The organism is Curtobacterium citri (genome assembly GCF_030362955.1).
Lineage (GTDB): Bacteria > Actinomycetota > Actinomycetes > Actinomycetales > Microbacteriaceae > Curtobacterium > Curtobacterium citri.
Genome location: NZ_JAUCML010000001.1, coordinates 15,772 through 29,932, shown reverse-complemented (window position 1 = coordinate 29,932; position 14,161 = coordinate 15,772). Strand labels below are relative to the sequence as shown.

At 74.7% G+C, this 14,161-nt stretch carries 12 protein-coding genes; 7 read left to right on the top strand and 5 right to left on the bottom strand.

The window, feature by feature from the left end; translation table 11 throughout:
• Nucleotides 1–125 precede the first annotated feature (125 nt).
• From QUG92_RS00135 to QUG92_RS00125, 3 genes are read left to right on the top strand one after another with little or no spacing between them, the layout of a single operon-like run.
• Nucleotides 126–968, top strand: a complete 843-nt coding sequence (locus QUG92_RS00135; protein ID WP_289457088.1) for an FAD binding domain-containing protein — start codon at nucleotides 126–128, stop codon at nucleotides 966–968.
• Nucleotides 965–3,790 carry a molybdopterin-dependent oxidoreductase gene (locus tag QUG92_RS00130; protein ID WP_289457087.1) on the top strand — a complete coding sequence of 942 codons (2,826 nt, stop codon included), beginning with the start codon at nucleotides 965–967 and terminating at the stop codon, nucleotides 3,788–3,790. Before QUG92_RS00135 ends, QUG92_RS00130 begins: the two co-directional genes overlap by 4 nt.
• Nucleotides 3,790–4,776, top strand: coding sequence for an XdhC family protein (locus tag QUG92_RS00125; RefSeq protein ID WP_289457086.1), 987 nt, complete (start codon nucleotides 3,790–3,792; stop codon nucleotides 4,774–4,776). Before QUG92_RS00130 ends, QUG92_RS00125 begins: the two co-directional genes overlap by 1 nt.
• Nucleotides 4,777–4,961: 185 nt before the next feature.
• Here QUG92_RS00125 and QUG92_RS00120 read toward each other — a convergent pair whose 3' ends face one another.
• Nucleotides 4,962–6,257, bottom strand: coding sequence for an amidohydrolase family protein (locus QUG92_RS00120; RefSeq protein WP_289457085.1), 1,296 nt, complete (start codon nucleotides 6,255–6,257; stop codon nucleotides 4,962–4,964).
• Between the two features lie 132 nt (nucleotides 6,258–6,389).
• Between QUG92_RS00120 and QUG92_RS00115 the strand changes: the two genes are divergently transcribed.
• On the top strand, nucleotides 6,390–7,508 hold the full coding sequence (locus QUG92_RS00115) for an AI-2E family transporter (protein ID WP_289457084.1): 1,119 nt from the start codon (nucleotides 6,390–6,392) through the stop codon (nucleotides 7,506–7,508).
• A 3-nt stretch (nucleotides 7,509–7,511) separates the two neighbouring features.
• Here the strand turns inward: QUG92_RS00115 and QUG92_RS00110 are convergent, their stop codons facing one another.
• A complete protein-coding gene (locus tag QUG92_RS00110; RefSeq protein ID WP_289457083.1) occupies nucleotides 7,512–8,126 on the bottom strand; it encodes a hypothetical protein in 615 nt (204 codons plus the stop codon).
• 49 nt (nucleotides 8,127–8,175) lie between these two features.
• The gene (locus tag QUG92_RS00105) at nucleotides 8,176–8,709 is read right to left on the bottom strand and encodes a GNAT family N-acetyltransferase (RefSeq protein WP_289457082.1); all 534 of its coding nucleotides are present in this window, start codon (nucleotides 8,707–8,709) and stop codon (nucleotides 8,176–8,178) included.
• Between the two features lie 81 nt (nucleotides 8,710–8,790).
• Between QUG92_RS00105 and QUG92_RS00100 the strand changes: the two genes are divergently transcribed.
• Nucleotides 8,791–9,519, top strand: coding sequence for a tyrosine-protein phosphatase (locus tag QUG92_RS00100; RefSeq protein WP_289457080.1), 729 nt, complete (start codon nucleotides 8,791–8,793; stop codon nucleotides 9,517–9,519).
• 98 nt (nucleotides 9,520–9,617) lie between these two features.
• Entirely contained in the window at nucleotides 9,618–11,015 is a 1,398-nt protein-coding gene (locus QUG92_RS00095; protein ID WP_289457079.1) for an amidohydrolase family protein, read from the top strand.
• 24 nt (nucleotides 11,016–11,039) lie between these two features.
• On the opposite strand, the gene QUG92_RS00090 is transcribed toward QUG92_RS00095, so the two are convergent.
• Entirely contained in the window at nucleotides 11,040–11,993 is a 954-nt protein-coding gene (locus QUG92_RS00090) for a PDR/VanB family oxidoreductase (protein WP_289457078.1), read from the bottom strand.
• Nucleotides 11,990–12,607, bottom strand: coding sequence for a helix-turn-helix domain-containing protein (locus tag QUG92_RS00085; RefSeq protein WP_289457077.1), 618 nt, complete (start codon nucleotides 12,605–12,607; stop codon nucleotides 11,990–11,992). The genes QUG92_RS00090 and QUG92_RS00085 overlap by 4 nt, the downstream gene beginning before the upstream one ends.
• Before the next feature lie 200 nt (nucleotides 12,608–12,807).
• Here QUG92_RS00085 and QUG92_RS00080 point away from each other — a divergent pair, with 200 nt between their 5' ends.
• Nucleotides 12,808–14,139, top strand: coding sequence for an amidohydrolase family protein (locus QUG92_RS00080; protein WP_289457075.1), 1,332 nt, complete (start codon nucleotides 12,808–12,810; stop codon nucleotides 14,137–14,139).
• Nucleotides 14,140–14,161 lie beyond the last annotated feature (22 nt).

Genomic DNA, 14,161 nt, shown 5'->3' with positions numbered 1-14,161 from the left:
CACGACCGCACCCCGAGCTGGGTCCCGACGTGCTCGCGGGGCCTGGAACCGCGGGATGATCGCGCACGGCCGACGGCCGCAGGTGTCCCCCGACCCCTCGCCCGTCATCCCGATCGGACCCTCGCATGGACCTCGTCACCGTCCGCACCGTGCGGACACCGTCGCACCGCGACGACCTCGCCCTCGCCCCCGGTGAGCAGCCGCTCGCCGGCGGGACCTGGCTGTACTCCGAGGAGCAGCCGGGCACGACCGGCCTCGTCGACCTGACGACGCTCGGCTGGCCCGACGCGGAACGGACGCCCGACGGTCTGCGCCTCGGCGCCACCTGCACGCTCGCGGCACTGCTGCGCGTGCGACCGGAGCCGGACTGGCGTGCCTGGCCGCTCGTCGACCGGTGCGTGAACGCACTGCTGGCGTCGTTCAAGGTCTGGAACGCGGCGACCCTCGGCGGCAACGTCGCCACCGCGCTGCCGGCCGGCGCGGTCACGGCGCTGCTCGTCACCCTCGACGCGACCGCCGTGGTGTGGACGACGGACGGCGGGGAGCGTCGACTGCCGGTCGCGGACCTCGTGACCGGACCGCGCACCACCGCACTGAACCCGGGCGAGGTCGTCCGGGCCTTCGACGTGCCCACGGCGGCGCTCCGCGGGACGACCGGCTTCCGCCGGGTGTCGCTCAGCCCGCACGGGCGGACCGGGACCCTCGTCACGGCTCGACGGGACGCCGACGGCTTCGTGCTCGTCGTCACCGGCGGGGCCCCGCGCCCACTCGTGCTGCGGTGGGACACGATCCCGGCGACGGCCGAGGTGGACGCCGCCCTCGCAGCCCACGACGACTGGTACGACGACCCGCACGGCTCCCCCGACTGGCGACGAGCGGTGTCCCGACGCTTCGCCGCCGAACTCGTCGCCGAGGCGGCCGGCCCCGCGACCGCCGCGACCGACGCTGCCGACGGGGGTGCCCGATGAGGCTCACGGTCGACGGCACCGAGCTCGACACGAGCCCGCAGCCCGGACAGGTGCTCCGGACGCTCCTCCGCGAGCACGGCGTCACCGCGGTGAAGAAGGGCTGCGACGCAGGCGACTGCGGTGCGTGCTCGGTGCTGCTCGACGGCGTGCCCGTGCACTCCTGCATCACGCCCGCGCACCGGCTCGAGGGCCGCACGGTGACCACCGCCGCGGGCCTCGGCACCCCGGAGGACCCGCACCCGGTGCAGCGAGCGTTCGCCGAGGCGCCGGGCTTCCAGTGCGGCTTCTGCACGGCCGGGTACGTCGTCACCGCCTCGGCGCTCGACGACGACCAGCTCGCCGACCGGCACCGGGCGCTCAAGGGCAACGTCTGCCGGTGCACCGGCTACCGCGCGATCGAGGACGCCCTGGACGGGGTGCGCAACACCGCGTGCGCCTCCGCCGGGGACGCCGCCGGCACGTCGGTCGCGGCACCGGCGGCGATGCGCATCGTCACGGGCCAGGAGGAGTACACGCTCGACGTCCGGCGGACCGAAGCGCTCCTCCACCTCGCGGTCCTCGGCAGCCCGCACGCGCACGCCCGCGTCACCGCGATCGACACGAGCGCGGCCGAGGCGCTGCCGGGGGTGCACGCCGTGCTCACCCACCGCGACGACCCGGGCGTGCTGTTCTCGACCGGGCGCCACGAGTCGCGGCTCGACGACCCCGACGACACCCGCGTGTTCGACACCGTGCTGCGCTTCCGCGGGCAGCGGGTCGCGGCCGTCGTCGCCGACAGCGTCCGCACCGCCGAGCAGGCCCGCGCCCTGCTCCGGGTCGAGTACGAGGTGCTGCCGAGCGTGCACGACGTCGACGCCGCCCGGCTCCTCGGCGCACCGCTCCTGCACGGCGACAAGACCACCGAGGAGCACCGGATCGCCGACCCGGGCCGGAACGTGGTGGCCGCCCTGCACGGCGGGACCGGCGACCTCGAGGCCGCCCTCGCCGCGTCCGCGGCGACGGTCGAGGGCACCTGGTCGACGGGCCGCGTCTCCCACGCCGCGCTCGAGACGCACGCCACCCGCGGATCGCTGGACCGGGACGGGAGGCTCGTGCTCCGGACCGCCACGCAGGTCCCGTTCCTGGTCCGCGACGAGGTCGCCCACGTCTTCGGTCTCGACCCCTCGCGTGTGCGCGTGGTCGCCAAGCGGGTCGGCGGTGGGTTCGGCGGCAAGCAGGAGATGCTCACCGAGGACCTCGTCACGCTCGCCGTCCTCCGCACCGGACGCGCGGTGCAGTACGAGTTCAGCCGCCGCGACGAGTTCACGATCGCGCCGACGCGGCACCCGATGCGCGTCCGCGTCCGTCTCGGTGCGGACGCGTCGGGACGACTGACCGCGATGCACGTCGACCAGACGATGGACACCGGCGCGTACGGCAACCACGGCGTCGGCGTCATGTTCCACTCGGTGAGCGAGTCGGTCGCCGTGTACCGCTGCCCGGTCAAGCGCGTGGACGCGGAGTCCGTGTACACGAACAACCTGCCGTCGGGCGCGTTCCGCGGGTACGGCCTCGGCCAGGTCGTGTTCGCGATCGAGTCCGCGATGGACGAGCTCGCCCGGCGCCTCGGCCTCGACCCGCTCGAGTTCCGTCGGCGCAACGTCGTCGTCCCCGGCGACCCGCTCGTCGTCACCGACCCGGACGAGCAGGACGACCTGCGCTGGGAGGGCAGCTACGGCCTCGACCAGTGCATCGACCTGGTCGAGGACGCGCTCCGTGCTCCCCTGCCCGAGGTCCCCGCGATGGACGGGCCGCCGCTCGACGACTCGGCCGTCGACGGGACGGGGGACTGGGCGTTCGGCACCGGCGTCGCCCTCGCGGCGATCGCCACCATGCCGCCCCGCGGGCACCACGCCCACGCCTCGGTCGAGGCCACCGAGGACGGCCGCTACCGCATCGGCGTCGGCACGGCCGAGTTCGGCAACGGCACCACGACGGTGCACACGCAGCTCGTCGCCACGGCGCTCGGCACCACGCCCGACCGGGTCGACGTCCACCAGTCCGACACCGACGCCGCGCGGTACGACACCGGGGCGTTCGGTTCGGCCGGGGTCGTCGTCGCGGGCAAGGCGCTGTACGCCGCGGCGCTGGACCTGCACGACCAGATGACGGCGCGCGCGCTGACGATCGTGGCCGCCCGGACCCCGAGGAGTGCCGTCGGCCCACTCGGCCCCGCGGTCGCGGTGCTGCCCGACGGCGTCCGCATCGGCGACGAGCTGGTCGGGCACGCCGAGCTCCTGGCCGACGGTCCCCTCGTCGCGCACGGCAGCCACGACGGGACCCCGCGGTCACTGGCCTTCACGGTGCACGGTGCCCGGGTCGCGGTGCACCGGCCGACGGGCGAGGTCCGGGTGCTCCACAGCGTCCAGGCGGTGGACGCGGGCACGGTCCTCAACCCCGAGCAGCTCCGCGGTCAGGTGGAGGGCGGCGCCGCGCAGGCGATCGGTTCGACGCTGTACGAGGAGGTCGTGGTCGACCCCGAGGGCCGGGTCACCACCGACGCGTTCCGCTCGTACCGGGTGCCGAAGATCTCCGACGTGCCGCGCACCGAGGTCCGGTTCGCCGTCACGTCCGACCCGCTCGGACCGCTCGGTGCGAAGTCGATGAGCGAGGCGCCGTACAACCCGGTCGCCCCGGCCGTCGCGAACGCGGTGCGCGACGCGGTCGGGGTCCGCCCGTACCGCCTGCCGATGACGCGCGACCGCGTGTGGGCGATGCTGCAGGACGCGGCAGCGGACGCGGCAGCGACGGCGACCGTCGCGACCGACGCCGGAGGTGCGTGATGTTCGAACTGGCACCGCGCCTCCTGGCCGTCCTCGAGACCGGCGACCCCGTCGTCGTCGCGACGGCCGTCGCGATGTCCGGCAGTGCGCCGAGCGGCTTGGGCACGTCGATGGCGGTCCTGCCCCGCGGTCAGGTCGTCGGCACGATCTCCGGCGGCTGCGTCGAGGGGTCGTTGTTCGTGACCGCCGAGCAGGTCCTCGAGGACGGCGTCCCCGTGCTCGAGCGGTTCGGCTTCGACGAGGACCCGGACGACCCGGACGCGGTGTGGGCGCCGGCGCTCCGCTGCGGAGGGCGGATCGAGGTCCTGGTCCGCCGGATCGCACCCGGCGACCCCGTGGTCGACGCACTCCGCCGGGCGACGTCCGGCGTCCCGACGTCGCTCGCGCTCTCGCTCGACCCGGGCACACTCGGCGAGGTCGTCACCGCTCCGGACGGCTGCCGGGGCCGGGTCTTCGTCGAACGTGCCGACGCCCGACCGCGCTGCATCGTGGTCGGTGCCGTGGAGTCCGCCGTCGCGGTGACGAACGCCGCGGCGGTGCTCGGCCACGCGGTGACCGTGGTGGACCCGCGGCCGGTGTTCCTGACCGACGAGCGGTTCCCCGCCGCGGACGAGCGCATCGTCGGATGGCCGACACGGGTGCTCGAAGGGCTGCCGATCGACGCGTCGACCACCGTCGTGGTGCTCTCGCACGACGACCGGTTCGACGCCGCGGTGATCGACCTCGCGCTCCGACGGGGCGCCGGCTACGTCGGGGCGATGGGCTCCCGGGCGACGCACGATCGGCGACTCGCGGCGCTGCACGCGCTCGGGACGCCGGACCTGGAGCGCCTGCGGTCGCCGATCGGCCTCGACATCGGCGCGGAGACCCCCGCAGAGCTGGCCGTCGCGATCATGGCCGAGGTCATCGCGGTGCGTCGGGGCGCTCCCGGTGGCGCGCTCGCCGACGGCTCCGGCCCGATCCACCGGCGCGCGGTCCGCGTCTGACGCCGGGCACCCTCCGAACCACGGATCCGACGTCGAACCGCCCGCGGCGGGTCGTTCGACGTCGGGATCCTGGTTCGATCCGGCGGGGACCGAGGACCGGGGGCGCGGTCGGGTGCGCGGACGGTGTGCGGACGCTCCGATCGTATGATCATTGGAGGCGCCGAGACGCCGTGCTCGCCTGACGCTCAGCTCACGGGCGTGCGCGCGAGCCGCTCGCCGAGCCGAGCGGCGATCTCGCGCTCGTCGCCCGTCACGAGCCGGTAGTCACGCACCACCACGCGCCCACCGACGACCACGTGCCGCGGTCGACGGCCCGGGGACGCCCAGAGCAGCCCCGCGACCGGGTCCGCCACGCCCGCGTCCGCCACCCCGGAGACGTCCCACACGCACAGGTCGCCGGCGGTCCCCTCCCCGAGGTGCCCGAGCTCGGGCCGTCCGAGCCCCGCGGCCGACCCCTCGGTCATCATCCCGAGCACCTGGCGCGCGGGCAGCTGCGGCCCGACGAGCGCCGACACCTGCATCGCGAGCCGGCCGTCCGCGAGCAGGTGCCCCGCGTCGTTGCTGCCCCCGCCGCTCGTCCCGAGTCCGACCGGGATCCCGGCCGCCGCGAGCGCTGCGACGGGGGCGATCCCCCACCCCATCGGCACGTCGCACCCGGGTGCGTGCGTCGCGGTCACGCCGGCCGCCGCGAGCCGACCGATCTCGTCGTCCGTCACGTCGCAGAGGTGCGCGATCGTGACGTCCGGCGCCAGCCATCCCCACTCCTCGAGCAGGTCCAGCGGTCGGCGGCCGTACCGCTCGAGGGCGATGGCGGTGTCGACCTGCTCGTTCGCCTGCGTCCGACGCCGGAGCCCGTGCCGTGCAGCGACCTCGCCGAGTGCCCGGAAGGTCGCCTCGCCGTCGGAGTGCACGCCCGCCGGTCCCACCGCCACCTGCAGTCCGCCGTCGGGGTCCACCCCGCCCGCCGCCCGCTCGTGCAGCAGCCCCGTCGCGATCGCGTCCGCCGACGCCGCAGCGCGGTCGGCGTCGTCCCGCGCCGACCCGCGCACGAAGACGAGCCGGCCGCCGAGTCCCCGGACGGCGTCGACCGTCGCCGCGGCGAGCGCGACGGTGTCGTCGGTCGTCGCGTCCGCGGGCCAGTTCAGGTGGTGGTCCGCGATCGTCGTGACGCCGGACAGGAGGCCCTCCGCGGCCCCGGCAGACGCCGCCAGTCCGTAGAGCTCGGGATCGTGCCCCGCCCGGCCGTACGCCGCGGCCATCGTCGGCAGCCACTCGGCCATCGGCACACCCCGGGTGCCGGGCAGGGTGCGGAACGCCGTCTGCAGCAGGTGGTGGTGCGCGTTCACCAGGCCGGGCGTGACCACGCATCCCGACGCGTCGAGCGTGGTCGCCAGGTCGCTGCCGTCGTCGAGGACCACGTCGCCCTCCCGTTCGGTCCGGGGGTCGACGAGCACGCGCAGGGCACCGGTGACGGTCAGCATGGGTGCGTTTGTAGCAGCGTCCTGTTTCCGGGTTGTGTCGGGCGGTCGACGCCGAACGGCCGGGCCTGGGTAGCCTCGGCCGGGTGCCGACGGCGTCACGTGTTCCGCACGACGACCCGGAAGGCCCCCACCATGTTCCGACGCAGCTCCCCCGGCAGCGCACCCACCACGAGCGTCTGGGCCGACTCGTTCGGACGGCTCGCGACGCGCTGCTCCCAGGTCGTCCTCGTCGTGACCGTCGCCCTCGGGGTCGTGTACGCGGTCGCGCAGGTCGGGCTCGTCACGATCCCGGTCCTCGTCGCCCTCATCATCGCCTCGGCCCTGCACCCGGTCGTCGCGTGGCTCCGCCGGCACGGGGTCCCGTCGGTGCTCGCGACGGCGCTCGTGTTCGTCGCGGTGCTGGCGCTGCTCGCCGGCATCCTGTGGCTCCTCGTCGCGGCCGTCGCGAGCCAGTGGTCGACGCTCCGGTCCTCCGCCGTCGACGGCCTGCAGCAGGTGCAGGACCTCCTGCACGAACTGCCGTTCCGGATCACGGACGGCCAGATCGAGGACGCCGTGGACGGGGTCGTCGACTTCGTCACGAGTGCGCGGTTCGGCGCCGGAGCGCTGGCCGGCATCTCCGCCGTGACGAACGTCGTCACCGGCGCGGTGCTCATGGCCGTGATCCTGTTCTTCTTCCTCAAGGACGGGCCGGCGCTCTGGGAGTTCCTGCTCCGACCCTTCACCGGCGGCTCCTACGACCGCGCTCGACGCATCGGAGACCGCGTCGTGACGACGCTCGGCGGGTACGTCCGCGGGACCGCCGCGGTGGCCGCGTTCGACGCCGTCGCCATCGGCGCCGGGCTGGCCGTGCTCGGCGTCCCGCTCACGATCCCGCTCGCGGTCGTCGCCTTCGTGACCTCGTTCATCCCGATGATCGGGGCGCCGATCGCCGGGACGCTCGCCGCACTCGTCACCCTCGTCGGGGTCGGGCCGGTACAGGCGGTGGTCGTCGTGGCGATCGTCGTGCTCGTCAACCAGATCGAGGGCAACTTCCTGCAACCCGTGCTGATGGGCAAGACCCTCCGGCTGCACGGGCTGGTCATCCTGGTCGGTCTGACCGCGGGCACCGTGCTCGGCGGGGTCACCGGGGCCCTGCTCGCGGTGCCCCTGATCGCCGCCGCGTGGGGCGTCGTGCAGGTCTGGAACGGCGACGAACGGCCCGCCGAGGCCTGGCGGCAGAAGCGCCGCGAGACGGTGCCGGTCGGCTGAGGGCTACGGACGGCTGGACGGGACGGTCGCGCGGAGCCCGCTGCTCCGCCGCTCGATCTCGGCCAGCGCGAGCACCGTCTCCGGGTCCCGCTGCCGCCACCGGTCCACGACGTCGGCACCGAGCCTCCCGACCGCGTCCCGCGTCGTCAGCGCCCGGACGGCGAGCAGTTCCGTGCCGTCGGGCTGCTGCGCCAGTCGTCGGGTCGCGGACGCCCGGCGGATGAAGCCGCCCCGGTACCGGAGCCAGACCGCGACCAGCACGACGACGAGCACCACCGCCAGCGAGGTGCCGAGCAAGTGCGCGAGGTGCAGCGTCTCCTCCTGCTGCTGCGACCCCGCCGCCGCGATGTCGCCCGCACTCCGGCTCGCGTCACGCAGGGGCCGGCTCACCGAGCTGCCGACGAGCGGGACGTCGCCCAGAGCATCGGCGGTCCGGCGGAGCTGCTGTTCGAACGCCGACCCCTGCTCGTCCACGCGTCCCCCGATGGCGGCGAGCGCACTGATCGACGCCGAGACCGCGCGTCCCAGGAGCACGGCGACCACGATGCCGCCGAGCACGACGACGTCGAGCAACACCTGCGCCGCGGTCCGGACGAGTCGGGCGTCGTAGATCACCATGCTCCGGTCCTACCAGGCGCCCGTTCGGCCGCTCGGAGCGGTCCGCGCCTCAGCCTCCGATCGGCAGAGCGCGGGCAGCCGCAACGGGGTCGGTTGCCAGCCGTGCGTGCGTCTCGACGTCGAAGCGCTCATCGCCGTACCGCAGCTTCTGCCGCTCGGTTCCCTCCACCGCGAAGCCCGCCGCCGTCGCGACCCGACACGAGGCAGGGTTGTCGAGACGGTGTCCGAGCTCCAGACGGAACAGCCCGGCGGCGAAGGCCCACCGCGCCACCGCCCGCAGCCCCTCCGCGGCGAGACCACGGCCACGCACGTGATCCGTGAGCCAGTAGTGCGCCCAGGCCGTCCCGTGCCGGTACTCGATCGCCGCCAGCCCGACGTTCCCGACGGCGACATCGTCCTCGACGACGGCCCAGTTCCTCGTGGACGAGTCGGACCGCAGGACGGTCGCGATGTGGTCAACTGCCTGTGCCTCGTCGGCGATCTCGACGCCGCTGAACTGCCGCGACAGGTCGGGGGTCGACCGACACGCGGCGAGCAGGGCCGGCGCATCGGCGGGCGACCACGGACGGAGCTGGACTGTCACCGCACCATCCTGCCCCGCTTCCGAGCGATGTCGCAGGAGGAACGGCCCCGCCGTCGGGTGTGACGCAGTAGGGTCCTGCGGATGCGGCACCTCGACTGGGACGGGTACCCGAACGCGCGTGACCTCGGCGGTCTCCCCACCCCCGACTCCCCGACCGGCGCCACGATCCACGGTCGCGTGGCTCGAGGACCGCGCCGGGAGCGACTCACCGAGGCCGGCTGGCGCGACGCGCACGACTGGGGGCTCGCCACGGTCGTCGACCTCCGCTGCCCGGACGAGGTCGGTGTCCGCGACGGCGACCCGGACGTGCCGCCCGCAACCCGCGCGTCCGTCCCGGTGGTGCTCGCCCCGACCGAGGACCAGGACGATCCCGAGTTCCGGGCGGTGTGCTTCCCGATCCTCGACTCGCCCGAGTACTGGCGGCACAACTGGCGGATCCTGCCCGACCTCGTGCTCGGTGCCCTCCGGGCCGTCGCCGACGCCCCGACCGGCGTGCTCGTGCACTGCAGCGCGGGACGCGACCGCACGGGCATGATCAGTGCGCTCCTCCTGGCGAACGCCGGGGTGGCACCGGCGATCGTCGCCGAGGACCACGCCGCATCGGTCCGCGCCATGGCGGGCACGGCGATCCACGCACCGACGCACGACCGACAGGCATCGTGGGGACCGGAGCAGGTGGAGGCGTGGATCGCGACCACGGGACCCGTCGTCGCGGAGGTCGCCGCGGACGTCGACGGTGCGTTCGCGACCATCGGCGTGGACGACGTGCTGCGCGACCGGCTGCGTGCCCTGCTGACCCGGCCCTGCTGACCCGGCCCTGAGCACCGGACGTTCCGACGGGTACGGCGCGCACCACGGGGAAACCCGACGGTGACACCCGCGAAACACGGGCACCCTAGGTTCGCCACATGTCACAGACCCTGATCCGCGCCGGCTGGGTGCTGACCGCCGCGCCCGACGACTCCGCCACCCCCGCCGCGATCCGCGACGGCGCCGTGCTGCTCGACGGGGACCGCATCGCCGCCGTGGGCACCTTCGCCGAGCTGTCGGCCGCGCACCCCGACGCTCCCGTCCGCGGCGGTGCGTACGACGTCGTGACGCCGGGGTTCGTCAACACGCACGGGCACTTCAGCGAGGGCCTCATCACGGGCATCGGCTCGCAGTACACGCTGTGGGAGTGGCTCACGGCGCTGATCGGCCGCGTCAACCCGGTGATGACCCGCGAGAAGGCCTACGCCGGGACGGTCCTGCAGGGCATCCAGCTGCTCCGGAGCGGTGTCACGACGGCGAACGACATGTTCTGCGCGGACCCGATGCCGGACGAGCCGGCGACGCCGGGCGTCGTGCAGGCGCTCGAGGACCTCGGGCTCCGCGGTGTCGTGTCCTTCGGCTCGGGCGACGTCGACCGCGACTTCGGTGCGACACCGATCCTCGAGGAGTTCGAGGCGCTGCGCGAGGCCGCGGACGCCAGCCGGTACAGCACGTTCCGGGTCGGCGTCTCGTCGATCGGCCGCTACACCGACGACACCTGGCAGGAGCACGTCGACTACGCGGTCGCGGGCGGCCACGGCGTGCACGTGCACTTCCACGAGGTGCGCGAGGAGGTCACCGCCGCGCGCCAGCGCACCGGCCGGACGGCCATCGGGCACGCCGAGGCCACGGGGATGTTCCAGGTGCCGGTCATCGCGGCGCACAGCGTGTGGGTCGACCGCGAGGACCGGGAGCGCTACGCCACGAACGGCGTCGGCGTGGCCCACAACCCGGTCGCGAACGGCATCCTGGCCAGTGGCATCGCCCCGGTCGCGGAGCTCCGTGCCCTCGGGGTCCCGGTCGGCATCGGCGTGGACGGGCCGGCGTCGAACGACTCGCAGGACTTCCTGCAGGCGATGAAGACCGCTGCGCTCCTCGCCCGGGTCCGCGACCTGCAGGCCACCGCGATGAGCGCCCGGGAGGCGTTCGAGATGGGCACGATCGGCGGCGCCCGTGCGCTGCGGATGGAGCACGAGATCGGCTCGCTCGAACCCGGCAAGCGCGCGGACCTGGTCGTGTTCGACGGCGACTCCCCCACCCTGGCGAACGTCCACGACCCCTACCAGGCGGTCGTCTTCGTCGCGGGCAGCCGCGAGGTCCGTGACGTCTGGGTCGACGGCGACCTGAGCGTCGCCGACTTCGACGTCACGAGGGTCGACGTCCGCGAGGCGGTGGACCGGGCACGCCCGCTCGCCCGCCAGCTGGTCGCCGAGGCGGGCCTGGAGCGTCTGTCGGCGCTCACCGGCGGCGCGCTCGACGACACCGAGCGTCCGTAGGAGACGCCGAGCGTCCGCAGGGCGTCAGAGTTCGAGCACCAGGCGCGGGCATCCGCGCCGGGCGCGCGACACGCAGACCATCATCGTGCGGTCGTCGGCCTGCTCCTCCGGGCTGAGCACGGTGTCGCGGTGCTCCACCTGCCCCTCGAGGACGGGCGTCTCGCAGGTCCCGCACGTGCCCTCGCGGCAGGAGGAGAGCACGAAGGCGCCGGCCTCCTCGGCGACCTCGAGCAGGGTGCGGTCGGCCGGGACCGTCACCGTCACGCCGGTGACGGCGAGCTCGACCTCGAACGCCTCACCGGGAGCGTCCACGTCGGCGGCGGGCTCGAACCGCTCGACCCGGACGCTGCCCGCCGGCCAGTGTGCGGCTGCCGACTCGACGGCGTCCATGAGCCCGCGTGGGCCGCAGCAGTAGACGACCGCGTCGCGCGGTTCGGCGAGGAGTCCGATGACGTTCAACCGGGGGTGCTCGTCCGCGGACGCGACGACGACCCGCTCCGGGTGCGCCGCGACGAGGTCGTCGACGAAGGCCATCCGACTGCGACTGCGTCCGGCGTAGTGGAGCTCCCACGGGGTCCCGGCACGCTCGGCCGCCTCGATCATCGCGGTGAGGGGCGTGATCCCGATGCCGCCCGCGACGAACACGGCCGGTCGGGTCGGGTCGAAGCCGAAGTGGTTCCGGGGTCCGGCGACCACGACCTCGTCGCCGACCGCGAGGTCGTCGTGCACGGCGACGGAACCCCCGCGGCCGTCCGGCTCCCGGAGCACCGCGATGCGCCAGTGTCCCTCGGCCGTCGTCGTGACGAGCGAGTACTGGCGCTCGGTGCCCGGCGCCACCTCGAGGTCGACGTGCGCGCCCGGCTCCCACTCGGGAAGGGCTGACCCGTCGAGGGGTGCGAGGTCGAGCGCGACGACGTCGGTCGCGACGGTCCGGCGTGCGGCGACGCGCACGCGGCGACGCTCCGGCACGGCGGTCACGAGGCCGCTCCGGCGTGCGGGGTCTCCTTGACCACGATCATGTGGAAGCGACCGCCGTCCGCGCTGCACCACCGGTGGCCGGTGCCGCCGCGGTAGTACGCCGAGTCACCCGGTCCCAGGCGGAGCGGCTCCTGTCCGCGCAGGTCGAGCAGGACGTCGCCGGTGAGCACGGTGACGAACTCGTCCTCGCGGTGCTCGAAGTACTCGCCGAGGTCGGTGTTCTCGCCCGTCCACTCGAGCGGCTCGAAGGCGTGCGGGCCGGCGTGCACGAGGAGCCGGGCCTCCCCGCTCGAGAACGGACCCCGCGCGCCCTCGTCCGCGCGGAGCACCTCGGGTGCCCGCACGTCGTGGTCCGGCCGATCCGGCGCCCCCGCGGCGAGCAGCTCGACCTGCGTGGTCCCGAGCGCGGCGGCGATCTTCTCGAGCGACACCATGCTCGCGCGGGAGTGCCCGCGCTCGACCTGGCTGAGGAACGGGTGCGACAGGCCGGTCTGCTCGGCGACCTGCACGAGGGTCAGCCGGGCGGCGCGGCGGCGGGCGCGGATGTGCTCGCCGATCCGCTGGGTCTGGTCGTCGACGACGCGGTCGGTCTCGGTGGTGGTGCCGGTGCTCACGGCGCACTCCTCTCGGCCTGGACGGGGTCCTCCGACGACCTCGCGGACGCCCTCGACGGAACGCTCGTTCCGGCTCCCCGGTCGGACCGGGACGGGTGTCACACACGGCAACCGCCTCGAAACGAGAGGGAAACACGGCCGCCCTAGCATCGGAGATGTTGATGCGATCAACATTGTCACACACGATCGAGAGGCTCCGGATGGACGCGACAGCACCCCGCACGATCGGGCTCCTGCGGTCCGCTCTGCTGCCGGACGGTCGCCTGGTCGACGTCACGATCGAGGACGGCACCGTCACGGCCGTCGCCCCGGCGGGCACCCTGTCGGCACCGACATCGACCCCGGCGGACGCGACGCTCGACCTCGAGGGGCGCCTGCTCCTCACCGCTCCGGCCGAGCCGCACGCCCACCTCGACAAGGCCCTCAGCGCGGACGCCATCCGCCCGCCGCTCGGCGACCTCGGCGCCGCGATCGCCTCGTGGTCCGCACACGCCGCCACCATGACGGTCGAGGACATCGCCGACCGCGCCCGGACGGCTGCCCTCGCGCTCCTCGCCGCCGGCACCACCTCGGTCCGCAGCCACGTCGACGTGCTGAGCGGCCGCCGCTCCCCCGCGGACGCCCCCGCCTCCGCCGAGTCCGCGACCCGCGGTGCCCGCGCCCTGGTGCAGGTCCGCGAGGAGCTCGCGGGGCTGATGGACCTCGAGCTCGTCGCCCTCGCCGGACCGCTGGCGCCCGACGCCCACGTCGAGGCCGTCCTCGACTGCGGCGTCGACCTGGTCGGCGGTGCGCCGCACCTCGCCGAGGACCCCCTCGCCGACGTCGACCGGCTGCTCGCCCTCGCCGAGCGGTACGGCGTCGGCGTCGACCTGCACACCGACGAGAGCCTCGACGGGCCGGTCACCCTCGACCACTACGCCCGTGCCGTCAGCCGCCTGCGCCGTGACCGCGGTGACGCACGCCAGTACTCCGCCGGGCACTGCGTCCGGCTCGGCACCCTCGGCCCGGAGCGCCTGGCCGAGGTCGTCGCCGACGTCGCCGCCGCGGACCTCGGCATCATCACGCTGCCGATCACGAACCTCTACCTGCAGGGCTGGCAGCACCCCGTGTCGACGCCCCGCGGGCTCACCGCGATCCGGGCGCTCACCGACGCCGGCGTGCGGGTCGCCGCCGGGGCGGACAACGTCCGCGACCCGTTCAACCCTGTGGGCCGGAGCGACGCCCTCGAGACCGCGAGCCTGCTCGTGTCGGCCGGCCACGTGACGCCGGACCAGGCGTACGCGATGGTGAGCGACACCGCACGGAGCGTGATGGGCCTCCCGGCCGCCGGTCCCGTCCCCGGGCGGCGCGCCGACCTGCTCGCGATGGCCGCGACGAGCGTCACCGACGCCGTCGCGAACGCACCCGCCGACCGGATCGTCCTGTCCCGCGGACGACTCGTCGCCCGCACCGAGGTGCGGCGGAACATCGCCGCCCCCGAGCGGACGCGAACCGGCGTCCCGCCCCGACCCCAGCCCGTCCCCGTTCCCTGACCGCGCACCACCCGTGCACGAG

Bases quoted from the DNA above. Each gene is read 5' to 3' on its own strand.
- QUG92_RS00135 (WP_289457088.1), top strand. From the start codon at position 126: ATGGACCTCGTCACCGTCCGCACCGTGCGGACACCGTCGCACCGCGAC.
- QUG92_RS00130 (WP_289457087.1), top strand. From the start codon at position 965: ATGAGGCTCACGGTCGACGGCACCGAGCTCGACACGAGCCCGCAGCCC.
- QUG92_RS00125 (WP_289457086.1), top strand. From the start codon at position 3,790: ATGTTCGAACTGGCACCGCGCCTCCTGGCCGTCCTCGAGACCGGCGAC.
- QUG92_RS00120 (WP_289457085.1), bottom strand. From the start codon at position 6,257: ATGCTGACCGTCACCGGTGCCCTGCGCGTGCTCGTCGACCCCCGGACC.
- QUG92_RS00115 (WP_289457084.1), top strand. From the start codon at position 6,390: ATGTTCCGACGCAGCTCCCCCGGCAGCGCACCCACCACGAGCGTCTGG.
- QUG92_RS00110 (WP_289457083.1), bottom strand. From the start codon at position 8,126: ATGGTGATCTACGACGCCCGACTCGTCCGGACCGCGGCGCAGGTGTTG.
- QUG92_RS00100 (WP_289457080.1), top strand. From the start codon at position 8,791: ATGCGGCACCTCGACTGGGACGGGTACCCGAACGCGCGTGACCTCGGC.
- QUG92_RS00095 (WP_289457079.1), top strand. From the start codon at position 9,618: ATGTCACAGACCCTGATCCGCGCCGGCTGGGTGCTGACCGCCGCGCCC.
- QUG92_RS00080 (WP_289457075.1), top strand. From the start codon at position 12,808: ATGGACGCGACAGCACCCCGCACGATCGGGCTCCTGCGGTCCGCTCTG.